The sequence below is a fragment of the Streptomyces sp. NBC_00271 genome, assembly GCF_036178845.1.
Taxonomy (GTDB): domain Bacteria; phylum Actinomycetota; class Actinomycetes; order Streptomycetales; family Streptomycetaceae; genus Streptomyces.
The window spans coordinates 10,417,321-10,439,729 of the sequence record NZ_CP108070.1 but is presented as its reverse complement, the minus strand read 5'-3'; the positions used below and the strand labels follow the sequence as shown (position 1 = coordinate 10,439,729).

Here is a 22,409-nt window from a genome sequence, read left to right as displayed (position 1 = left end):
CTGACGCACACCAGCACCAAAAGGCCGGGCTGGGAGAACGCCGACAAGGATGATTGGCGATTACAAAGACAGGATGTGACTGAAATTAAGCCAAGTTACCCATGTTGTTGGCTAATTCAGACAGAAACCATCTGGCATATGCGTAACCTTCTCGCTACGCAAACGCACCATGGCAGCTTGATCACGCTGCCCACCGGGGTGGTCCAATGCGGCACGCCTCCGCCAGCAGTGAATCGAACCATACGGGGAGGAAGAGTGGCAGGCTCCGCACGACCGACTGCTCATTCGGCGGTTCGCGTCCGGAATCATCACCGGACCGCGGTTTTGCTTCTGGCCCTGGCCGTGCTCACGGTCACAACCGGTTGTTCCTCGGGCAGCAATGATGCCAGTCCGAAGCAGTCGGCCACCCCGTCGGCAACGCAGTCAGTCGATCCCAATGCCGCGGAGAAAACGGCGGTCCTCGACACCTACCGCAACATGTGGAAGGCACGAAACCGGACGTACGCCACGGCGAAGCTCGACTCGAGGCTCGAGGACTACGCCGGCAACAAGGCGCTGTCCAACATCAAGGCGACGCTTATCTATTACCAGGACCACGGCACGGTATTGAAGGGCGAGCCCGTTAACTCGCCTGAGATCACCGGTATCGACACCGCAGCGAAGCCGATGAAGGCGACCATCGCTGACTGCGTGGACACCAGTCACTACGACGAAGTGAACGTGAAGACAGGCAAGAAGGTCCCGGTCGGGACGGCGCCCGTCCGGGTGGTGTACAACGCGACCGCGATCAACTCGAACGGCAAGTGGATCATCTGGACGACCGAAATCGACCGGGGGCGCACATGCTGAGAGCACGTCGTACAACCTCCTTAGGGAAGCTGGTCCTTGTCCTGCTGGGCGCTTCGGCCGGCGTCGCGGCAGCCGGGGGCCCTGGAGGCGGCGTGGACTGCCCCCCGGACCAGCTGAAATGCGACATCACCGCCCAGGACCCTGGTTCACCCGCAGGCAGCAAACCGTCCGGTTCCGGCACGACGAGCGGCGGGAAGCGTGTCTGCGAGGTCCGCGGTCAGACGGTCCCGTGTTCGAGGCCCGGCATGGGCAACTTCAACTCGGCAGACGGCTGCTATTGGCTACTCATGAACCCGCAGCCCGATCCGGCCAGAGCGCGGCTGGCGACTGGCGTGCCCGCCGACTGGAAGCCGGGCGACAAAGGCGCGTTTTACAACGTCACATGCCCGGGGAACCCGTTGGCGGGCGGCACGGTGTACTCGGCAACCGACCCGACCGCCGCAGCCGTCGACCCGGACCAGCTGGCCCAACAAGCCGTGAAACAGATGACCCTCCTGGGCCCTGAAATCGGCATAACTCCCAAACCGGGTGGCAAAGGCGTTGTCGGCATGCCGGTCTACCTATGGGACACGAAATCAGCGGAGACATACGGCCCACAGAGCAAGAGCGCCTCCGCGGGCGCTGTCACCGTCACCGCGACCGCCCACGTCACGAAGATCGTGTGGACGATGGGCGACGGCAACACCGTCACCTGCGCCACCGCCGGAACCCCGTACAAGGCGGCATACGGAAAACAGCCCTCCCCGGACTGCGGCCACCTCTACGAACAGCCGTCCTCCGCCCAGTACTCGGGCAAGTACCACGTCACCGCGACCTCCACCTGGACGATCGACTGGCAGGGCGGCGGGCAGACCGGCCAGCTCACCGAGATCCGTAGCAGCGCCGTGGACATCACGGTGGCCGAGGTCCAGGTCCTCAACAACTGACTGGCCACGCGTCCCTCGAACCCCTGGAAGGCCCCACCGTCATGGAAACCCCCGCCGCGCCGACAGTGCCACGTCCGCAAGGCACGGCAGCCCGCCCCGAGATCCCGATCACCACGACCCCACCGGTCAAGCGGGAGCGGCGTTGGTCGGTAGCCGCCCTGTGCATTGTGCTTGCGGTAGTCGCAGCGCTGGGCGCGGCGGCGGCCGTCAACTCGGCGAGCGACCGTACGAAGGTGCTGGCCGTCGCCCGTGACGTGCCGGCCGGACAGGCCCTGACAGCGGCGGATGTGACCGTGGCCGAGGTCTCCACTGACTCCGCCCTGTCCCCATTGCAGGCATCCGACAAGGCCTCCGTGCTCGGCAAGCGGACGGCCGTCGACCTGCGCAAGGGCGGACTGCTTCTCGCCTCGCAGCTTGCAGCGGGCACCGGTCTGGGTGACACCAGGCAGCAGGTGGGCGTACTGGTCAAACGCGGCCAGGCCCCGGCCGGAACTCTGGCCGCTGGCGACAAGGTCCTCGCCGTCACCACTCCGGCTCAGGGCGATAGCACCAGCACGAAGGACGACGCGGCAGCCCCGTCCTCGATCAACGCGGTTGTCGTGTCGCTGTCCCGTCCGGACGCCACCGGGTCCGTCGTCGTCAACCTTGCCGTCGCCACCACCGACGGCCCTGTCCTGGCCACCCGCGCCTCCCAGGGGCGCATCGCGCTGGTCCGTGAACCGCGGAGCAACTGACATGCCCGTCACCTGTATCGTCTCCGCGAAGTCCTGTGGCGTGACCACCGCGGCGCTCGCCCTCACCCTGGCCTCCAGCCGTCCGTCCCTGCTCGCCGAGTGCGACCCGGCCGGCGGCACCATCCGGGCCGGGCTGCTGCAAGGCCAGATCAGTGCCGGATACGGCCTCTACCACTTGGCGGCCGCCGACCGCGTCGGACCGGTCGAGCTGGCCAATGCGTTCGCGTCGCACCTGTGGCCGCTGGACGGCCAGGCCGGACACCGCAAGGTGCTGCCCGGGCTGACCGATCCGGCCCAGGCCGGATCCCTGAGCCGGACCTGGCCGGCGCTCGCTGACGTCCTGCATGTCATGGCCGAATCCGCCGGCCACGACGTGTTCGTCGACGCCGGGCGCCTGGCCCTGGAATCCGGGCACCTGCACCCCACTCTCACCCCGGCGCCGCTCCTGCACCGAGCCGACCTTGTGCTGCTTGCCGTCCGTGGCACCGAGCAGGGCCTCACCCTGGCCCGCCACCTGATGCGGCCCCTGCGCGCCGAACTCGACGAGCACGGTTCCGGATCCGACGCGCTCGGCCTGCTCCTCATCGAGGACGGACCCTTCCGCTCGCACCAGGTCGCCGAGGCCCTCGAGGCCCCAGTACTGGCGTCGTTGCCGTGGGACCCGGAGACTGCCGCCTACCTCACCACCGGGGGGAAGCCGTCGCGCGGCTTTGCCCGCAGCCCGCTGCTGCGCTACGCCCGCACCGCCACCGAGCAGTTCGAGGCGCTCGCCTCACGCCGCCACATTCAGCAGCACTACGCCAGCGCCCCGGCCCACCCGCAGCTCTCGGGCCTCCTGGACCGGCTGGCCCAGCGAGGAGGCGGCCGTGGCTGACACGCACCAGCGCGCCGGCGTCAACGGGCAGATCCCAACGCCGATGGGCCGCGACGACATCGCCCATCTGCTCACCGGAAAGCTCGGCGACCGGCGGCCCGCTCCGCCCACGGCTCCTACCGCGGCTGCGCCGCCCGCGGGGCCCGGCGGCACCGTCAGTCCCACGGCCGTTCCCCGGCTGGCCGGACTGCCGACGGAACTCCTGCCGGTCGGCTGGGAGGTCATCGAAGCCCTGCAGGCCGACGTGTCCGCCGAGCTGAGCAAGAAGGACCCCGAGCGCACCATGGCCGAGCCGGACCGGCGCGCCCTGGCCCGCTCGCTCGCCAACACCGCCGTCGCCGACTGGGCCGCCAAATACGCGCAGGGCAACACCCCGCTGACTCAGGACGAGGAAGGCCGCATCGCCACCGCGGTCTACGACGCCATGTTCCGCGGCGGACGCCTGCAGTCTCTCCTCGACGAGGATGGCGTCGAAGACGTCATGGTCGACGGGCTGACTGCGCACGTGGAGTACTACGACCGCCCGCGTCGCACGATCGACAAGGTCGCCGACTCCCACGACGAGCTCATCACGTGGGTCAATCGGATGGCACGCCAGTCCGGCCAGGGTGAGCGTGCCCTGACGCAGGCGACGCCGATGGTCGGCTTCCGGATGCCCGACGGCTCCCGTGTCACCGCGAGCCTGCTCACCAGCCGCCCCTCCGTCGTCATCCGCAAGCACCGCATCCGCCAGCACGGCATCGGCGAGCTCGTGCAGTGGCAGTCGATCAACCCGCTGCTGGAGCGGTTCCTCACCGCGTGCGTCCAGGCGCGGATGAACGTCCTCGTGGTCGGCGACATGGGCGCCGGCAAAACCAGCCTGCTGCGCGCCCTGGGCCGGGAAATCCCGCCCGCTGAACGGCTGGTGACCCTCGAATCCGACCGTGAGCTCTACCTGGACGAGCCCGGCCCGAAGCCCGGCCCCGTGACTTTCGCCTTCGAAGCACGCCAGTCCAACGGTGAACGAAGCACGGGTGACCGGCTCGCCGGGGAGGTCAGCATCGCGGACATGTTCGCGACGGCGCTGCGCTACAACGCCACCCGCGTCATCGTCGGCGAGGTCCGCTCCACCGAGATCGTCCCCATGCTGCAGGCGATGTCCGCCGGCGGATCCGGGTCGATGTGCACCATGCACGTGCGCCGCCCGCACGCCATCGTCTCCCGCCTGGTGCAGCTGTGCACCGAGGCCGGCATGGCCACCGAGGCCGCCCACCACCTCATCGCCTCCGCGATCGACGTCGTCGTCTACCTCACCTACCTCGACGAAACCGGCGTCGGCGGCCGCAAGCACCGCTTCGTCTCCCACATCTACGAGATTCACGACGTCGTCGGCGAGGCCGGACGGCCCACCACCACCGAGCTGTTCGCCCCGGGCGGTGGCGACCCGCGCGCGATCTACCAGAACATGCCGTCCTTCATCGACGAACTGGAGCGCACCGGCCTGATCGCCCGCTCGTGGCTGGCCGAGAACCCGCACGGCTGGTGGGGAGAGCCCCTGCAGACGGTGGGACGACAATGACCGGCCGCCACCTTGCCCCGTACCGGATCACGCCGCCCCGGAGGGACCAGTGACCACGTCTCAGCTCGCCCTGGTCGCGGCCTGCTGCGCCGTGCTGGCAGTCATCGCCGCGGTCGCCACCGCCCGCGAACTCCGCGGCCGTATCCCCGACCCCGTCAAACCGCCCTCCCGCATCGCCGCCCGGATGCGCCGCGCCAAGGACGAACTGCCCGAGAGCTGGCAGCGCCGCTGGCGCCACCTCGTCATCACAGCCGCCGTCGTCACCCTGCTGGTATGGGCGTACACGGGCTGGCCCGTGCATGGCCTGCTCGCCGGCGCCGCCGTCCTGGGCTTGCCGTTCGTGCTGCACCCTGGAGGCGCGGCGCAGGCCCGCATCGAACGCCTTGAAGCGCTCGCCCAGTGGCTCAACCACCTCGCGGGCGTCCATACCGCGGGCATCTCGCTGACCCAGACCGTGCGGGCCTCCGCGAAGAACGCACCCGGCCCGATCGCGGGCAACGTGCAACGCCTGGCCGACCGGCTGCGCACCGGCATGGACGCCCATCTCGCGTTCGCGATGTTCGCGGACGAGCTCGCCGACGGCGTCTCCGACCACGTGGTCCTGCTCTTCCAGAGCCACGCCGTCTACAAGGGCCCCGGCCTGGCCGACGCTCTCGAAGCGCTCGCGGTGACCATCCACCAGCAGGCCGCCGACGCCCGTGACGTCGAAGCCGACCGCGCCTCCGTCCGCAAGTCCTCCCGCCAGGTCTCGCTCGTCATCTGCATCGTGGTCATGGGCTGCATGCTGAACAACGCCTGGTCCGGCTGGTACGCCAGCCCGGTCGGACAGGTCGCGCTGATTGTCTTGGGCGGCCTGTTCGCATGGACCCTGTCGTGGCTGCGCCGCATCGCCCGCACGAAGCCCGACCCACGACTGCTCGACCCGCTGCCCTCCCACCTGGCCGTCCTGGAAGGGGACACCCGATGATCCCCATGAACGCGGTGCTGCCCGCGGCCGCGGCGGGCGTGATGATCGGCCTCGCCGTACGCGCCGCCCTGCCCACCAAGCCGGACCTGGCCAGCGTCCTGGACCGCCTCGACGCCGCCCACTTCACCAACGCCATGCCCGTCGCCGCGCCACCCGGCGCGCGCGGCGTGCCGGAACGCGTCGGCGCCCGGCTGCTCGACGAGTTCGGCGTCCGTATCCGCCTGCCGCTCAGCGACCTCAGACTGCTGCGGATCTCCCCGGCCGAACACCTCGGCAAGCGCGTCCTGTTCGCCCTGTACGGTCTGCTCGCCCCCCAGCTGCTGCAGGCGATGCTCGCCTTCGCCGGCACCCCACTCCCGTTCGCCATCCCGGCCGGCGTCTCTCTCCTCCTCGGGGCGCTGTTCTGGTTCAGCCCCCGGCAGGACGTCAAACGCGACGCGGCCGCCGCCCGCCTCATCGTGCGGCATGCCGCCGCCTCCTACCTCGAGCGCGTCGCCCTGGCCCGCGTCGCCAACAGCGGCGCCGGGCAGGCACTCACCCAGACCGCCGAGGTCGGCGACGGCTGGATCTTCCAGCGGATGCGCCAGGTCTTCGACCACGCCGAGCTCGCCGGCGTCACCCCATGGGACGCCCTCAAGCAGCTCGGCGACGAACTCGACATCCCCGAACTGACACGGCCCGCCGACACCCTGGCCCTGGCCGGAGACGGCGCCGCCGTCTACACCACCCTGCAGTCCCAGGCCCGCCAGCTGCGCATCGCGCTGCTGAGCGACGCCAAAGCACAGGCCAACGAGGCCTCCGCGGCAATGGTCCTCCCGGTCACCCTCGCCGTGATCCTCATGCTCGCCTTCGTCATGATCCCAATCGTCAACACGATCCTCGCCAGCTGAGCTGGCGCCCGAAAGGAAACGGACCCCATGGACATCCAGCTCCTCACCGTATGGATCCGCGCCCGCGCCGAGCAGCTGCGCACCGCCCGTGACAGAGGCGCCACCAGCACCGAACTCGCCGTCCTCGCCGGCGCCCTGCTCGTCGGCGCGGGCCTGCTCGTCACAGCCATCCGCGCCAAACTCCTGGAGAAGATCGGCATCATCGACGGCGGCTGAGGACGGCCGCACACAGATACGACACCGACGACGATCGAGGGGGGAAACGGTGGGACGCCGATCACGGCACCTCGGGGCCATCCGCGCACGCATCCGCTGCGGGGACGACGGCGTGCTGGGCCTCGAACTGGCCACCCTGGCCCTGGTGGTGCTGATGCTGGCCTTCACCACCATCCAGGTCGGCCTGTACTACCACGCCCGCAAGGTCGCCCAGTCCGCCGCACGGCAAGGCGTGGACGCCGGACGGGCGTTCGGCGCCAGCGAAGGCGACGGTGTCATGCAGGCCCAGGACTACCTCGCCCGCTTCGGCGGCTCCGTCAAAGACGCCCAGGTCTCGGCAGACGGCAGCACCGCCCAGCAGATCCGCATCACCGTCACCGGCGACGTCGCCACCCTCGTCCCCGGCCTCACACTGCACGTCACCCAGCACGCCGACGGCCCGATCGAACGCTGGACCAACCCGTGACGCGCCCCCGCCTGCTGCGCCAGGACCGGGGCAGCTACGCGCTGGAGACCGCGGTTCTCGCCCCCGTCCTGATCATCATCCTCGGCCTCATGATCGCCTTCGGCCGGGTCACCGACGCGAAGGGCGCGGTCGACGCCGCCGCCCACGCGGCCGCCCGCGCCGCCTCCCTCGAGCGCGACGCCGGCACCGCGCAGGCAGCAGCCCTGGAAGCGGTCACCCGCAGTCTCGACGGTGACGGCGTCACCTGCCAGACCTCGAGCGTTTCCATCGACACCTCCGGCTACGCCACCGACGTCGGCCAAGCCGCCACCGTCACCGCGACGATCTCGTGCACCGCGAACCTGTACGACATCGGCGTGCCCGGCCTGCCCGGAGCCAAGACGATCACCGCGTCCTGGACCAGCCCGATCGACACCTACAGGGCCCGCTAATGATCTTGACTGCTGTGCTGAGAAACCGTCTCGCCGCACTGCGCGCGCGCCGCGACGACGGCTCGATGTCCCTGTTCTTCGCAGTGACCACCGTGGCACTGCTGATGGTCATGGGCCTCCTCGTCGACGGCGGCGGGGCACTCAACGCCTCCAACCGCGCGGAATCCCTCGCCCAGGAAGCCGCCCGCACCGCCGGACAGCAACTCGACCCCGCCCAGGCGATCGAGGGCACCGCCATCACCATCGACCCGGACGCCGCCCAGGCCGCCGCCCAGAACTATCTCGCCGCCGCCGACGTACAAGGCGACGTCCAGATCAGCGACAACGGACAGACCATGACAGTCACCGTCCACGACACCTACAACACCTACTTCGCGCAGCTGATCGGCAAGGGAACCATCAACGTGACCGGCACCGCGACCGCACATCTGCAGACCCAGGCTGGAGGCTGAGCCCCACCGTGGCCCACCGAACCCCCGCACCTTTGCGCACCGTTGGCATTCTGGTGCGCGCGCTGCTCGGCCTCGCCCTCCTCGTCGCCCTGCTCGCCGGTACCCCGTACGTTCTGCTGCTCGTCGGCACGCAGCCCACCGACCTGTCCGGCGGTGTCGATGTCCTGCTCCGCCCGGACGACGGCACACTCTTCTTCACCGCCATCACCTGCATCGGGTGGGTGGCCTGGGCCGCGTTCACCTTCTCAGTGGTCCTGGAGGTCGTCGCTGTCGCGCGGCGCCGTTCCGCCCCGCGCCTGCGCGGCCTGGGCGGCCTGCAGTCCGTGGCCTCGTTCCTCGTCGGCGGGATCGTGCTGCTCGCCCCGACCGCCGCCTCCGCGGCGACCTCGGCGCCCGCCCACGCGGTGACCGCCACCCAGACGGCCAGCACCAGCACGCCCAGCGCCACGTCCGCCACGTCCGCCGCGTCGCCGTCGGCCGAGGGCACCAACGGCCCGACACACACCGTCAGCTCTTCCACCGAGCTGCCATGGGACCTGGCGGAGAAGTACCTCGGCAGCGGACAGCGGTGGCAGGACATCGCCGCCCTCAACCCCGCCATCCCGGGCCTCGCCGCGGGCGACCAGTACTTACCCAAGGGCGCGGTCATCACGCTGCCCTCCGATACCGTCCCTGCCACACCAGCCGTCAGCCCAGCCAGCGCGCAGGCGGGAGACGCCCGGACACAGCTGAACAGGAGTGCTCCGGATACCGACGGCGAGCGCGGGGCGACCGTTACGGTGCAGCCCGGCGACTATCTGTCGGAGATCGCCCAGAAGGAACTCGGCGACGGCGCCAAGTGGCCGAAGCTGTTCGAAGCCAGCCGGGGCAAACCCCAGCCGCAGGGCCTGCCAGAGATCACCAACCCGGATGTGATCTACCCGGGGCAGCAGGTCACCGTGCCCGGCCCACGGGACGAGAAGGCCGCCGAGGGCGAGAACGGCGACACGTCGAGCACCCCGCCGAGTACCAACGCTCCCAACAGCGGGCACAAGCCCGGCGCCGACCACACGCACACGCAGGTTCCCGCGCCAGGCCAGTCCACCTCGCCCGCACCACGGACGTCCGCGTCCAGCACACCGTCCAGCCGTCCCACACGCCAGCCTGACCAGGAGCAGGGGGCCGGATCCGCGGCTCCCCGCCCCACCGCGAGCACCTCCGCAACGGCGTCCGCCGAGCCGTCCGCATCCAATGCCCCCTCCCCCACGGCTACGGCACCCCAGGAACCCGCCTCATCCCCGGCAAGCGGCACACTGCAGCTGCGTACCGTCCTCGGCGCCGGCGCGCTCCTGGCGGCAGCGATCACCGGGGCGCTCGCGCTGCGCCGGCTGCTGCAGCGCCGTCGCCGCAAGCCGGGCGAGACGATCGCGATCGCGTCCGAGATCTCCCCAGCGGAGGCACAGTTGGCGGCAGCCGCCGAGCCGGGAGGCGCCGCACGCCTGGACGTAGCCCTGCGGACCCTGGCCCACCAGGCAGCCCAGGACGGCGACAGCGAACTGCCTCAGCTGCGGGCCGCGCGGATCGGCGCCCGCACGCTCGAGGTGCTACCCGAAGACATGGCCCACGAGCCGCGGGCGCCCTTCGTGCCCGGGCAGGGCGGCTGGTGGGTCCTGCCCGCCGACGCGCCCCTCCTGGACGAGGAGGCTGCCCACGAGGTACCGGCGCCGTATCCGGCGCTGGTCACGATCGGCAGTACCGAGGCCGGTGACCTCCTGCTGCTCAATCTCACCCAGGTGCCCGCCATGCTGCTGGACGGCAACCCCGTCCACATCACCGAGGTGTGCACCTCCCTCGCCCTGGAGCTCGGCATGAGCCCGTGGGCGAGCGACGTCGAGGTCGTCACCATCGGGTTCGGCGAAGACCTGCCGCAGCTGCTGCCCACCGCGCGGATCGCCCACATGCGGCAGGCCGCGCACGCGCTGCGGGACCTGAGCGAACGGCTCCTGGAAGCACACCAGATGCCCGAAACCCAGCATCAGCCGTACCTGCTCCTGTGCGCGTCCGCTCTGGACGCGGACCTTGCCTGGGAGTTCGCCGACGTCATCGACAAGGCCGGAACAGTTCCCGTCACCTTGGTGGCCCCGGCGAGTACGGCAGCCGCGCACTTCCCCGAAGCGGAGATCCTCAACGCTTCACTCAACGAGCCGCAGCAACTCGACTACGCCGGCACCGAAATCACCATGCAGCGTCTGAAGCATGCCGCCTACCTGCAGATCACCACCGCGCTGAAAGTGTCCGGGCAGCCGGCCCACCCGGCCGAGGGGCCCTGGCAGGAGGTCCCGGACGAACCCGACAGCAGGCAGCAGCCCCAGCGTCTCGCGCCGGAGAGAACGACCGCGCCCACGACGGACGCTCCTACGAGCCCCTCGCGGGCAGCGGACGTGAGCACCGAGATCTTCCCGGCCCTGCTCGCCGCTTCCACCGATCCGGCCGGACTGCGCCTGCTGCCCACCGCCGAGGCGGCAGCCGAGGCCGAAGAAGACCCTGCCCAGGAAGACCCCGGCACCGAAGCGACGACGGGTCCCACCCCAGCAGCCCCGGAGACGGACGGGGGCGAGAACTCCGGCGAGGAAGACGCGGCGCACGAGGTTGAGGAGTGCGAGGCGCACGATCTGCGCGCGCCGGAGATCCGGGTCCTGGGCCCGGTCGACGTGACGGGCGTGGACAGCACCGGCCACGGCCCGCGGATCGCCCAGCTCGCCACGCTGCTGTACTTCCGGCCCGGACGCAGCGCGGAAATCCTGTGCACTGACATGGACCCCGTCAGCCCCTGGTCGGCGAGCACCCTCAATGCCCGGCTGCAGGGCCTGCGCCGCTCCCTGGGCAGCGACCCCGCCGGCAACCCCTACGTTCCCCGCCGCAAGTCCGGCGAGGACCCCTACCGGCTCTCCCCCGGCGTGCGCTGCGACTGGACCCGCTTCCTGCAACTCGTCGAACGCGCCCTGCCGCTGGGCCCGTCCGGCCTGACCGATCTGGAGAAGGCGCTCACTCTGGTCCGGGGCCGGCCGTTCGGCGGCAAGCCCCTGCCCTGGGCCGAGCCCTACCAGCAGGAAATGATCACCCGGATCATCGACGTGACCCACACCGTGGCCACCCACCGCACCCCCGCAGGTCCGCACCACGACCTCACCGCGGCCCGCCAGGCCGTCGCGACCGGCCTCGACGTCGACGACACAGCAGAGCTGCTCTACCGGGACTGGATGAGAATCGAGACCGCCGCCGGGAACCGACAGGGCCTCCACACCGCCATCACCCGCGTCCAGCAGATCAACCGCGCTTTGGACTGCTCACTGGAGATCGAGACCGAGCAACTCATCAACGACCTCCTGAGCACCAACGACAGACAGGCCCCGGCCCAGTGATCATCCTCCAGCAGAACAGCCACTGCGGACCACCGCAAGACCCGGCGCTCGACCCGCCCCACGGCACTGCTCAACGCGCACGTGTGACAGTCGTTGAGATACGAGGTCTTTGATGGGGAAAAGCCAGCAGCACGGGACAGCAGGGAGTACGACGCCAGCAGCAAAGCTTGGCCGGGCACACCGCATCTTGATCGGTGTGGTCGTCGCCGGTGCGCTCGTCATCGCGGGAATAGGCTTCGCGGGTTCCTACGCGGCCGTGCGCGAGCTGGCCCTCAAGAAGGGCTTCGGGAACTTCGCGTACGTCTTCCCGATAGGCATCGACGCGGGTATCTGCGTCCTGCTCGCCCTGGACCTCCTGCTGACCTGGATCCGCATCCCCTTCCCGCTGCTGCGCCAGACGGCGTGGCTGCTGACGGTCGCGACGATCGCCTTCAACGGCGCGGCGGCCTGGCCGGACCCGCTGGGCGTCGGCATGCACGCCGTCATCCCGGTCCTGTTCGTGGTCTCCGCCGAGGCGGCCCGGCACGCGATCGGCCGGATCGCGGACATCACCGCCGACAAGCACATGGAAGGCGTCCGCCTCACCCGCTGGCTGCTCTCACCCATCCCGACCTTCCTCCTCTGGCGCCGCATGAAGCTGTGGGAGCTGCGCTCCTACGAGCAGGTCATCAAGCTGGAGCAGGACCGCCTCGTCTACCAGGCCCGCCTCCACTCCCGCTTCGGCCGCGCCTGGCGCCGCAAAGCCCCGGTGGAGTCCATGATGCCGCTGCGCCTGGCCCGCTACGGCGTACCGCTCGCCGAGACCGCCCCCTCCGGCCTGGCGGCGGCGGGCATAGAGCCCGCTCTCCTGTCCCCGCTTACCGTCGAGCAGGTGAGCACGGAGGCACAGCGTGTCATGCAGGCCCAGCCGGTGGGCGGCGAGCAGCCTCGTGATCAGGCGTCCATCGACGCCGCCGACGGACGCTTCGCCAAGGCCTACCAGTTGTGGCGCACTCAGTTCCAGACTGAGCCCACAGCCGCCCAGTTCGCGTCCTTCCTCCGAGACGAGTTCGGTATCTCTACCGCAGCCGGTGGTCCGCTCTCTGATGACCAATTGCTGCCCCTGCTCAGGGCCTTCCAGCAGCACTACACCTCACCGGCCGAAGCCCATCCTGCTCCGGACGACACGGAACCGGCCGCAGCAGACAAGTCGTGGGACGGGTTCTTCTACAGTGCCTGGCTCACGTACGCGCATCAGTACGGCCAGTACCCCGACGCAGCCGCCCTCGCGGCATACGTGTTCCAGCGGGACGGCATCACCGGGGCGACCGGCCAGCCCCTCACAGGCGAGGACCTGGCGGACTTCGTTGCCGCCTTCCAGGAGCGCGAGTTCGGCGACGGTGACTCGCAGGGCGAAGAGACGGACCATGAAGCTGGCGAACAGGCACCTCCAGCACCCGCCATTGTGGGAGCACAGGCTGCGGAGGGGAGGCAAGGCCTCCGGGTAAACGCTGCTATTGCCGATGAGGAGACCGCACCCGCGGAGGCGAACAAGGAAAGCGACCTCACCACCGTCGATCGCTACTACCTCGCGTGGGTAGAACATCAGAAACAGCGCGGCGCCGAGCCCACAGACAAGCAACTGTCTGTCTACCTCGACGAGAAGGGTGTGCAGGGCCGCGGCGGGAAGCCGATCAGCCCGTCCACGCTGCGCAGATACCTCCTGTCCTTCCGTGCCTACGGCGTCTGGGCCGAGCACCGGATGCGCAATGAGGCGCCCTTGGCCGACGCCGTTGCGCAGGACTGCGCAACGCGCGGGATCACCGCCCAGTACAACAACCCCATCGCTGCTACCGACATTACGAAGCAGGCCCACGACTTTGAACGCCGCTGGAAGGCTCTCGCCCGTCACCGTGACGATGCCCAGAGCTGATGTCCACTCGACGCGCGCCTTGCTCATCAGCTGCCCCATAGGGAAGGCGATCACCGAGAATCCCTGATCGGCTGCTGGGAGTCGTTTCTCTGTGCCCGGATACGCTGCCGCCATGATTCGTGCAGTGGTGTTCGATGTCGGTGAGTGTTTGGTGGACGAGACCCGCGAGTATGGCACCTGGGCCGACTGGCTCGGCGTTCCCCGACATACCTTTCATGCCATGTTCGGCGCGGTCATCGCGCAAGGCCGCGACTACCGAGAGGTCTTCCAGGAGTTCCGACCCGGTTTCGACTTGTCTGAGGAGCGCGAGCTTCGGGTGGCCGCCGGTCAGCCGGAGGCGTTCGATGAGCGGGACCTGTACGAGGATGTCCGGCCAACGTTCAGGCAACTACGGGCGGACGGCCTGTGGCTGGGCATTGCAGGCAACCAGACAATCCGTGCCGGAAAGCTTCTACGCGAGCTGTTCGCGGAGGACGTCGACCTGATCGGCACCTCGGACGACTGGGACGCCAGCAAGCCAGCCCCCGAGTTCTTCCAGCGCGTTGCCGAGGCTGTCCCCTTCCGTAACGACGAGATCCTTTACGTCGGTGACCGCGTGGACAACGACCTGCGGCCGGCGGTCACGGCAGGCATGCACACCGCGCTGGTGCACCGCGGCCCATGGGCAACCATTCAGTGGCGGACCACGGAAGCCGAAAAACTCCCGGCTTTCAGGATCGAGAGTCTCCTTGAGCTGTCCGGGCTGATCATCAACTTCAACGAGTCAGCGCACTGACGGTCGTCGACCAGCCATACAGTCGGTCGTCCAGCTCTCGCACACACCGCTCGTTCTGGTGCGGCGCCAGCACGCGCCGCACCTCCCGCACCCGGTCCATTCCCATCGCATACCAGGTCCGTTCCAGCTGATCGAGTGCCCGTAGCGCGTACCTGCAGGCCTCCTCAGGCTGTCCGGCAGCGGCCTCTACCGCGGCCAAATCGCCGAGTACAATGGTGGTCTGCTTCTCCTCGCTCGGATCAAGTGTGCTGAGTACAGCGAGGAGGGTCTCGCGTGCTTGCGGCAGATGGCCGGCCTTCAGCTGCGTATTGCCCTTAAATGCAGCTAGTCGTACAGGACTGAACCAGTCCAGCCATGGAGGATCAGCGTGCTCGGAGTCCGCGGCTAAGACATCCTCAGCATGACCGATCAAATGCAGCGCGGGACGCGTGTTGCCGCACCGGGTCTCGCACTCCGCCTCGACCGCGTCCAGCCAGGCAAGCAACCCCGCCGATGCAGACCCGCGCCGCGCGTACGTACGCGCAGCCACCATGCGCTCGACGGCCTCGTCGCGACGTCCGCCCCACGCCGGAATGAATGCCGTGTGAGCGAGCGCTGCGGCACCGATGAGCGGGTCATCTGCCTCGCCTGCCGCCTGGAGAGCGCGCAGCAGCGTCTGCGTTGCGTGGTCCGGCTCGCGAAGGTCGAAGAACTCAATCCGGCCGGCGAGTAGGTACGTCTCGGCGAGGGCCGCGGCCACTCCCCGCCTGGTCTGTCCGGCCGTCTCGGACAGCAGGACCAAGCCCAGAGCGGCGTGGGCCATGGCTGAGGGATGCAGTGCGGCGGGGGCAACCGACCAGTACAAGCGCCGATGAGAGCGCGTCACCGCCTCGAAATCGGCCACCACGCTGGCCGGTTGTAGCACGGCGGCGGCTTGTGTCGGAACCGCAGCCAAGCCGACCGCAGCCGCTGCCGTCGCCAGTGCAGACCGGCGCCCTCGCCCCGGCGTCACGCCAGTTGGCGAGAGGAATCCGAGCGCCTCGAGATCCTGGCCGAGTAAGCGCGAGAGTGCCTGTCCCACCTCTGGCTGCGGCCACGGCGGTGCCTCTGACTCCCAACGACGTACCTGACGTACTCCCACCCCGAGCGCGTCGGCGAGCGCCTGCTGGGACGGGTAACCTGCCGCCACCCGGGCGGACTTGAGCTGAATGTTGCCTGCGGGCCGTGCCACTACACACCTCCGTCTTGCCTCAATCAACAGTGTTACAGCAGGCCCTGTTTCTTGCTAGACATCACCTACAAGGCTCATTAAAAGTCCTTTTCTCGACCGAGAAAAGACCTCTGAAAGCCCTCGGAACGGGACATCCGGAGGGCCACTCTTGACACACCGTGATCCACGGCTACGGCGCGTATCGAAGAGTGCCACATGCCCTACCACCCTGTTGTCCCCCAGGAGGCGACCGTGTTACCCCGGTGTTCGATCGACGGCGCGTCTTTGACGGCGATTGAAGCTAGTCGGCTGCTCCGAATCGGGCGGCGGTGACTGCTGATGACGCTCACCGCGACAGCCATTCGCCTCGCACCCCGTCTGCACGAGGACCGGCTTGATGCCATGGCCGTATGGTTCGAGCGGCAGCTACGGAGCCCGTGCCAGCCGATGCCGCCTCAGGATGCCCGTCGTGTTCCGCAGATGCGCCGGCTCGTGGCCGCCCGGCTGCGTCTGTGTGGATTACCTGAACTCGTTGAGCCCATGCGGCTGTTGACGAGCGAGCTGGTCACCAACGCACTGGAGCACGGAGATGGCCCGGTGTCTCTGCTCCTCTCCTGTTCAAGCGAGACCGTCCGGCTGACGGTCGACGACGGCTCGCGAGAGAGTCCCCGGCTGAGAGCGCCTGAGCTGGATGCCGAGAGCGGGCGGGGGCTGTGGATTGTTGAGTCCATCGCTTCCGAGTACGGCGGCTCCTGGGGTGTCAGCCCGACTGCACGAAGACCTGGTGCTCTCTCGCAGTGCCCGCAGCAAAGGAACCTGCCGTCTGATGGCCGCTTTGGAGTTCACGCCGCCGCAGCAGACGTCAGCGGCCGCACCGGCCATGGACATGGGTGACTTCGCGGAGCTGGTCCGCTCGCCCAGGCACTGGCAAACCACGGGCCCCCGCGGTATCGAGCGGACCGCCGCCCTTCTTCCTCCTTCAGTAATTCGAAGCCCCCGCGTGCCCCCGGCGCGGGCCCGGTCTGTCGGGTGTCCACCGCGGTGCGCACCCGACAGACCTCATTCCCCGCCCCCATTCCCGCAGCCGTCAGGTCTCTTCGAGGCCGCCCGGGAGACAGACTGATGACGAATCACCGCACCAAGCGCGAGGTCTCAGCAAATCGCGCAGCAGTTATCGCCCAGAAGGCGACCGTGGTCCGCCGATACACCTGCGAGGGCGCGTCTATGGCGGCGCTCTGCCGTGACTACGGTGTGGGAATCGGATGGCTGCGGCGGCAGTTCGATGTCTGGGACGTACCCCGGCGCACGCTCGGACGGAGTGCCTTCGCAGCAGTGCAGGAGACATCCGCCGATGAGCGGGAGCGGGCGGCGCTTGCTCAGCGTCTGGCGGAGCCCGGCCTGCTCGAGCAGAGCCTCGTCCTCGATCTCAGCTCAGCCCGGGTCTCCGGCGCAGGCGTGAGCCGGCTGGCGGTGCCCGTGGGCGGGGTTCGCGTAGCGGGGGAAGTGACCGTCGGGAACTGGGGCGAGGCACTGATCGTCATTCTGCAGCTGGAAGCACATCCAGAGCGGTATCCCAAGGTCCGCCAGCGTAAGCCGCTCGGCTCGCCGTGGGAGCCGAGAACCGTCTGCTGGGGTGCCTCTACACCCGTCGATGACTGGCCCACGCGAGGCCGCATGTTCGGATACCACGAAGCCGGGATCAACGAATACACCGCCGCTCACGCCCAGTCGTCCGCGCCCCTCGGCCAGCGCTGACCGCACGCCTCAAGGCTCCACGGCCTGGTCGTCCGCGTCAGGGGCATGCCCCTCTACCAACGGCCCCCCTCGCCCTCCACTCGGCTGCAAACACGCCGACCGCTAGCCATGGCCAGCCGCTTCCCAGCGGTGCGTCTCCACGGCGGCCGCTCCCGGACCCGCCTGATCGGCCCTCGGGCCGCAGAAGCCGCTCTGGCTCCCCCAGAACTAGGGCTTCAGCCTCCTGCAGTCCGACGGCTCCTCCATCCCGTTTTGAGGACACCAACCCCCCATGTCTTGCTTACTTACCCCGGTTCCGCAGGCGGCTGGATCCGCATCTGTGCACTCGGAGGTGCACTGATGGCCACCGATGTCATAGACCTGATCGTTCACTCTGCAGGACGGGACCACGAGCTGCGTCTCGCCATGGAAGACCTGCAAATGGACCGCTGGCGCGCAGCGCAGCAGCTGCTTCGAAGCACCGGAACGAACTGGGCTTTACGGACGTCGCGCAGTCAGGCTCTGGCCGTGGGCGCCGCCAAGAGCCACGCCATCGAAGCATGGCGGGAAGAAGAGCCCGGCAGTGTGAGCGCGCTGATGATGTGGGCCCGAGTACTGACGCAGCGGGCGCTCTACGCCTTCCGTGACGGCGTGCGCGGTGAGAAGTTACGCCGCGCGGCCTATGTCGCAGACCAGGCGTGCAGGGCCGCGGCAAGCGCGTGGCCGGAGGATCCGGTACCGGGGGTTTGTTTCCTCGCCTTGGCGCAGACCGACGTCGATCAGTCATGGCCGCACAGCCGGCTGAACTGGTTTGTGCACAGGGACGGATTTCTGCCGCCCGGACCGTGGACAGTGCTGAACTGGGTCCACGTCCGGGATCCGTACAACCGGGAGGCCTACCCCCGGGTCCTTCAGGTCCTGCAGGCCCGCGGGGCGGGTGACCTGGACTTCGCTCTGTGGGTGGCAAGCACAGCACCCGAAGGCGCTGCGGTGACGCTGCTGCCCCTGTACGCATTCGTCGAGACCTACCGGCGCTCCATCGCACAGAGCCAGACCACCAAAGTGATTGCCTTCTGGGCGACTGCCCAGAAGGCCCACTACGCGTGGCGGGGCCTTGAGTGGTGGTTCAACGCACCTGCGCCGGGAGCGACATCAGCCGGCCAGAAGCGGCAGGCGCGCGACCCGCGCAAACACTCACTGACGGATCTGAACCATCTCGCACACGCCCTCAGCGCCACCGGCGTAGGAAACGCCGCAGACGTCTTCACCGCGATCGGCCCTTACGCCACCCCCGCACCGTGGGCCCACGTCACCCAGAACCCTGCGTGGTGGCAGGACGACTTCCGCTCCGCACGCAAGAGAGCCCTCAGAGACCGCAACGGTCGCCGATGAGCAGTCGAGCACCTCCGCCCTCATGCGGGCCATACCTGGCACACCACTCCACCCCCTACAACCAGAGGATTTCTCCGTTGTCTGCGAGTAGAGCCCATGCACGCCTTGACGATGATGCCGCGCTGCGCGCGCATGGCTACCAGCCCGAACTGTCCCGCCGGATGGGAGGATTCGGCAATTTCGCGATCAGCTTCAGCGTGATCTGCATCCTGGCCGGCGGCATGACGCTGTTCGGCTACGGCCTGAACACCGGCGGCCCCGCCGTCATGATCTGGGGCTGGGTCGGCATCGGCGCCATGACCTTAATTCTGGGGATGTGCCTGGCCGAGGTGACGTCCGCCTACCCCACCTCAGGCGGCCTCTACTACATGGCCCACCGTCTCGGCGGCCCCCGCTGGGCGTGGGTGACCGGCTGGCTCAACCTCCTCGGCCTGCTCGGCGCCATCGCAGGCATCGACTACGGCTGTGCCCTGTTCGTCGGAGCGTTCGCCAGTCTCCAGTGGGGTCTGACGCCCACGCCGGAGACGACGATCCTGATCTTCGCGGGCATCCTGGTCCTCCACGGCGCGCTGAACGCCGCCGGGGTCCGGCTGGTCAACGTCCTCAACAACATCTCCGTGTGGTGGCAGCTCTTCGGCGTCGCTCTGATCGTCGGGGCGCTCACCCTGGCCCCGGCCCAGCACCAGTCGGTGTCCTTCGTGTTCGGGCACTACAACAACGGCACCGGCTTCTCCAGCCCCGTCTACGTGGCCGCTCTCGGCTGCCTGCTGGCTGCGTATACGTTCTGCGGTTATGACGCCTCCTCCCACCTGTCGGAGGAGACCACTCAGGCCCAGATAGCGGCGCCCCGCGGCATCGTCCGCTCGATCGCCTGGTCCTGGGCGGCCGGCTTCGTGCTCCTTGCAGGCCTGTTGTTCGCGGTCCAGGACTACGACGGCACCCTCGGTTCGAGTACTGGTGTCCCCCCGGCGCAGATCTTCATCGACGTCCTCGGCACCGGCATGGCCAAGGGACTGCTGATCGTCGTGATCGTCGCACAGTTGTTCTGTGGCAACGCGGAGACCGCCGCTGCGAGCCGGATGTTGTACGCGTTCTCCCGCGACGGAGCCCTGCCGTTCTCGTCGACGTGGCGGCGGGTCAGCCACCGCACCCGCACCCCGATCACCGCGGTGTGGCTGTCCGTCGGCGTCGCCCTGGTCCTGGCGCTGCCGAGCCTGTACTCGCCGACCGCGTACGCCGCCGTCACCGCGATCAACGTCATCGGGATCACCCCCGCCTACGCGATCCCCGTCTACCTCCGCCTCCGCGCCGGCCGGGACTTCCAGCCCGGACCCTGGCACCTCGGAGGCTGGAGCCGCCCCCTTGGGCTCCTCTCCGTGGTGTACGTGATCGTCCTGACGGTCGCGTTCTGCCTGCCGCAGGCCTCCCCGATCACCGCCGAGTCGTTCAACTACGCAGGCTTCGCACTGGCCGTGGTCCTCGTCCTGGCCTGGATCACGTGGATCACCAAGGGCAAGCGCGACTACAAGGTTCCCCCGCTCGGCTCCGCTGCTCAGAACGCTGCTCTTGCCGGGGACGTGCTGTGATGACCGACGAGATCAACGACCGTCTCACCCGTGACAGGCTCGGCGAGCTCGTCCAGGCCCACGAGATCAACACGGTGATGCTCGGCGTCCCGGACCTGATGGGCCGCCTGAAGGGGAAGAGCTTCGACGCTCTCCACTTCCTCACGCAGCTTCCCGCCGGGTCGGAGATGTGCGCCTACATCCTGGCGTCCGACGTCAACATGACCCCGCAGGACGGCTTCGGGCTCACCGGCTGGCACGAAGGGTACGGAGACCTGAGGGTCGTCCCCGATCTGGGTGCCATCCGGCGTCTGAGCTACCTGCCCGGCACCGTTCTCATCTTTGGCGACGCCCACGACCACAACGGCTACCGCATCCCGGTGGCACCTCGGGAGATGCTGCGCCAACAGATCAAGTACCTGGCAGACCTCGGGTGGGAGGTCCGGGTGGGCATCGAGAGTGAGTTCCTGCTCTACCACGGCAGCGCAGAACGTAGCCGCCGAGCGGGATACCGGGGCCTGACGCCCGTGTCGCCCCACAACCTCGACTATGCCCTCGACCATCCCCCCGGCCTCTCCGCGTTCTTCGGAGCCCTCCGGGACGCGCTGCACCAGGCCGACGCACCGGTCGAGGCGATCAAGACGGAAGGGGCACCGGGACAGATCGAGGTCACGTGGCCGTACGGCGATGCGATGCGGGCCTGCGACACGTACGCCGTGCACAAGCACGCTGTGCGGGCCATTGCCGCACCGCAGCGTATGACGCCGACGTTCATGGCCGCCCCCGAGACGGGCATCGGCTCCGGCCTGCACTTCCACGTCTCCCTGTGGCGTGACAGCGAGCCCAAGTTCGAGACGGGGTTTGGCGCGGGTCTTCCCGAGGCCCTCGGGCATTCCATTGCCGGACTCCTCGACGCACTGCCCGAGATGGCACCGCTGTACGCCCCCTATCCCAACTCCTACCGGCGATTCGCTCCCTACTCCTTCGCACCGACGAACTTCACGTGGGGGTACGACAACCGCACCTGTGCCATCAGGGTCGCCGGCCGCCACAAGGACACCCGGCTGGAGGTCCGGCTCCCGGGCGCCGACGCCAACCCCTACCTCGCACTCGCCGCGGTCCTCGCGGGAATCCTCCACGGCATCACGAAGCACCCCATGCTGCCGGACCCCTGTACAGGGGACGCCTATGAGGCCAATCCGCTCCCGGGGCCGGTGCCGCACACTCTCGACGAGGCAGTGGCCGAATTCACGGAGGGCTCTCTTGCCACGCACGCCTTCAGCCCCTCGGTGGTGCAGCACTACGCCCACGCCGCCCGAGCCGAAATCGACGCGCACCACGGCCAGGTCACGGACGTGGACCGCGCGAGGGGGTTCTTCCATGCCTGACCTCCTGCCCGTGCCCACGGCCCCGGGGATAGTGCCGCTGTCTGCGGCTGCGGAGTGGGACGCCTGGTACACCAGGGACGCGAGGATGCGCGTGCCCATCACCGATGCGGAGATGGAACTCTTCCACCAGCACGTGGACGCGGCCCCGGGAATGCTGGCGCTCGATGCGGGATGTGGAACCGGCCACTGGTCACGTCGACTGGCTGCGGCAGGCCTGGGCGTCCTGGGCATGGACGTTTCACCCACGGCCCTGGCCATGGCCCGATGGCAGGGCTCCGGACCCCACCTCATGTACGCCCAGCACGACTTCGTCGCCCGGTCCGTCCCGGCCAGCCTGCAGCCCGGCACGTTCGACCTGATCATGTGCCGCAACACCCTGCCCTATCTGGACCGGGAACGGTTCCTCGTCGACGCCGGCCGCTGGCTGACCCCCAAGGGCCAACTGCACCTCACGGTGCCGCTCGTCGAACCAGGCGCCCCGCCCCCGCCCCGATGGGCAAGGAACCTCACCCCAGAGCAGATCCGCAACCTGGGGGCGGGCTGGAGATCGAGAACGGACTACCCACTGGACGCCAGCCACGTGTGCGTGGTCCTCAGCGGCTACGCAGACGCTCCGACGCTATAGACCCCTGCACGGTGGCCGACTCGTATCAACGGCCCGGCCCCCGCAGAAGGGACGTGCGGGCCGTC

General features: G+C 68.8%; 21 protein-coding genes. 20 read left to right on the top strand and 1 reads right to left on the bottom strand.

Going from position 1 to position 22,409, the window contains the following annotated elements:
* Nucleotides 1–255: 255 nt before the first annotated feature.
* The 14 genes from OG798_RS47585 to OG798_RS47520 all read left to right on the top strand — a co-directional run bounded on the left by OG798_RS47585 (nucleotide 256) and on the right by OG798_RS47520 (nucleotide 14,451).
* Nucleotides 256–849 (top strand): hypothetical protein, encoded by a 594-nt coding sequence (locus OG798_RS47585; RefSeq protein ID WP_328759227.1) that lies wholly within the window; start codon nucleotides 256–258, stop codon nucleotides 847–849.
* 287 nt (nucleotides 850–1,136) lie between these two features.
* Entirely contained in the window at nucleotides 1,137–1,775 is a 639-nt protein-coding gene (locus tag OG798_RS47580; protein WP_328759226.1) for an ATP/GTP-binding protein, read from the top strand.
* 167 nt (nucleotides 1,776–1,942) lie between these two features.
* A complete protein-coding gene (locus OG798_RS47575) occupies nucleotides 1,943–2,509 on the top strand; it encodes an SAF domain-containing protein (RefSeq protein WP_328759225.1) in 567 nt (188 codons plus the stop codon).
* A 1-nt stretch (nucleotide 2,510) separates the two neighbouring features.
* Nucleotides 2,511–3,383 (top strand): hypothetical protein, encoded by an 873-nt coding sequence (locus OG798_RS47570; protein ID WP_328759224.1) that lies wholly within the window; start codon nucleotides 2,511–2,513, stop codon nucleotides 3,381–3,383.
* Nucleotides 3,376–4,941, top strand: coding sequence for a CpaF family protein (locus tag OG798_RS47565; protein WP_328759223.1), 1,566 nt, complete (start codon nucleotides 3,376–3,378; stop codon nucleotides 4,939–4,941). The genes OG798_RS47570 and OG798_RS47565 overlap by 8 nt, the downstream gene beginning before the upstream one ends.
* A gap of 49 nt (nucleotides 4,942–4,990) precedes the next feature.
* Nucleotides 4,991–5,908 (top strand): type II secretion system F family protein, encoded by a 918-nt coding sequence (locus OG798_RS47560; RefSeq protein WP_328759222.1) that lies wholly within the window; start codon nucleotides 4,991–4,993, stop codon nucleotides 5,906–5,908.
* Nucleotides 5,905–6,798 (top strand): type II secretion system F family protein, encoded by an 894-nt coding sequence (locus OG798_RS47555; RefSeq protein ID WP_328759221.1) that lies wholly within the window; start codon nucleotides 5,905–5,907, stop codon nucleotides 6,796–6,798. The genes OG798_RS47560 and OG798_RS47555 overlap by 4 nt, the downstream gene beginning before the upstream one ends.
* A gap of 27 nt (nucleotides 6,799–6,825) precedes the next feature.
* Nucleotides 6,826–7,014, top strand: a complete 189-nt coding sequence (locus tag OG798_RS47550; protein ID WP_060898280.1) for a hypothetical protein — start codon at nucleotides 6,826–6,828, stop codon at nucleotides 7,012–7,014.
* Nucleotides 7,015–7,063: 49 nt separating this feature from the next.
* Nucleotides 7,064–7,480: a TadE/TadG family type IV pilus assembly protein gene (locus tag OG798_RS47545; RefSeq protein ID WP_328759220.1), complete on the top strand. Its 417-nt coding sequence runs from the start codon at nucleotides 7,064–7,066 to the stop codon at nucleotides 7,478–7,480.
* The gene (locus OG798_RS47540) at nucleotides 7,477–7,911 is read left to right on the top strand and encodes a TadE/TadG family type IV pilus assembly protein (RefSeq protein WP_328759219.1); all 435 of its coding nucleotides are present in this window, start codon (nucleotides 7,477–7,479) and stop codon (nucleotides 7,909–7,911) included. Before OG798_RS47545 ends, OG798_RS47540 begins: the two co-directional genes overlap by 4 nt.
* 14 nt (nucleotides 7,912–7,925) lie before the next feature.
* A complete protein-coding gene (locus OG798_RS47535) occupies nucleotides 7,926–8,363 on the top strand; it encodes a TadE/TadG family type IV pilus assembly protein (protein WP_328759218.1) in 438 nt (145 codons plus the stop codon).
* Between the two features lie 32 nt (nucleotides 8,364–8,395).
* Nucleotides 8,396–11,764 carry a hypothetical protein gene (locus OG798_RS47530; protein WP_328759217.1) on the top strand — a complete coding sequence of 1,123 codons (3,369 nt, stop codon included), beginning with the start codon at nucleotides 8,396–8,398 and terminating at the stop codon, nucleotides 11,762–11,764.
* A 112-nt stretch (nucleotides 11,765–11,876) separates the two neighbouring features.
* Nucleotides 11,877–13,676 (top strand): DUF2637 domain-containing protein, encoded by a 1,800-nt coding sequence (locus OG798_RS47525; RefSeq protein WP_328759216.1) that lies wholly within the window; start codon nucleotides 11,877–11,879, stop codon nucleotides 13,674–13,676.
* Nucleotides 13,677–13,788: 112 nt separating this feature from the next.
* Nucleotides 13,789–14,451: an HAD family hydrolase gene (locus OG798_RS47520; RefSeq protein ID WP_328759215.1), complete on the top strand. Its 663-nt coding sequence runs from the start codon at nucleotides 13,789–13,791 to the stop codon at nucleotides 14,449–14,451.
* Here the strand turns inward: OG798_RS47520 and OG798_RS47515 are convergent.
* A complete protein-coding gene (locus tag OG798_RS47515) occupies nucleotides 14,432–15,661 on the bottom strand; it encodes a helix-turn-helix transcriptional regulator (RefSeq protein ID WP_328759214.1) in 1,230 nt (409 codons plus the stop codon). The genes OG798_RS47520 and OG798_RS47515 overlap by 20 nt on opposite strands.
* Before the next feature lie 318 nt (nucleotides 15,662–15,979).
* Here OG798_RS47515 and OG798_RS56780 point away from each other — a divergent pair, with 318 nt between their 5' ends.
* The 6 genes from OG798_RS56780 to OG798_RS47490 all read left to right on the top strand — a co-directional run bounded on the left by OG798_RS56780 (nucleotide 15,980) and on the right by OG798_RS47490 (nucleotide 22,344).
* Nucleotides 15,980–16,534 carry an ATP-binding protein gene (locus OG798_RS56780; protein ID WP_443054112.1) on the top strand — a complete coding sequence of 185 codons (555 nt, stop codon included), beginning with the start codon at nucleotides 15,980–15,982 and terminating at the stop codon, nucleotides 16,532–16,534.
* 228 nt (nucleotides 16,535–16,762) lie between these two features.
* Nucleotides 16,763–17,395, top strand: a complete 633-nt coding sequence (locus OG798_RS47510) for a DUF6302 family protein (RefSeq protein WP_328759213.1) — start codon at nucleotides 16,763–16,765, stop codon at nucleotides 17,393–17,395.
* A gap of 339 nt (nucleotides 17,396–17,734) precedes the next feature.
* On the top strand, nucleotides 17,735–18,766 hold the full coding sequence (locus OG798_RS47505) for a hypothetical protein (RefSeq protein WP_328759212.1): 1,032 nt from the start codon (nucleotides 17,735–17,737) through the stop codon (nucleotides 18,764–18,766).
* A gap of 161 nt (nucleotides 18,767–18,927) precedes the next feature.
* Nucleotides 18,928–20,352 (top strand): amino acid permease, encoded by a 1,425-nt coding sequence (locus tag OG798_RS47500; RefSeq protein WP_328760171.1) that lies wholly within the window; start codon nucleotides 18,928–18,930, stop codon nucleotides 20,350–20,352.
* On the top strand, nucleotides 20,352–21,719 hold the full coding sequence (locus tag OG798_RS47495; RefSeq protein WP_328759211.1) for a glutamine synthetase family protein: 1,368 nt from the start codon (nucleotides 20,352–20,354) through the stop codon (nucleotides 21,717–21,719). The genes OG798_RS47500 and OG798_RS47495 overlap by 1 nt, the downstream gene beginning before the upstream one ends.
* Nucleotides 21,712–22,344, top strand: a complete 633-nt coding sequence (locus OG798_RS47490) for a class I SAM-dependent methyltransferase (protein ID WP_328759210.1) — start codon at nucleotides 21,712–21,714, stop codon at nucleotides 22,342–22,344. Before OG798_RS47495 ends, OG798_RS47490 begins: the two co-directional genes overlap by 8 nt.
* Nucleotides 22,345–22,409: the final 65 nt, after the last annotated feature.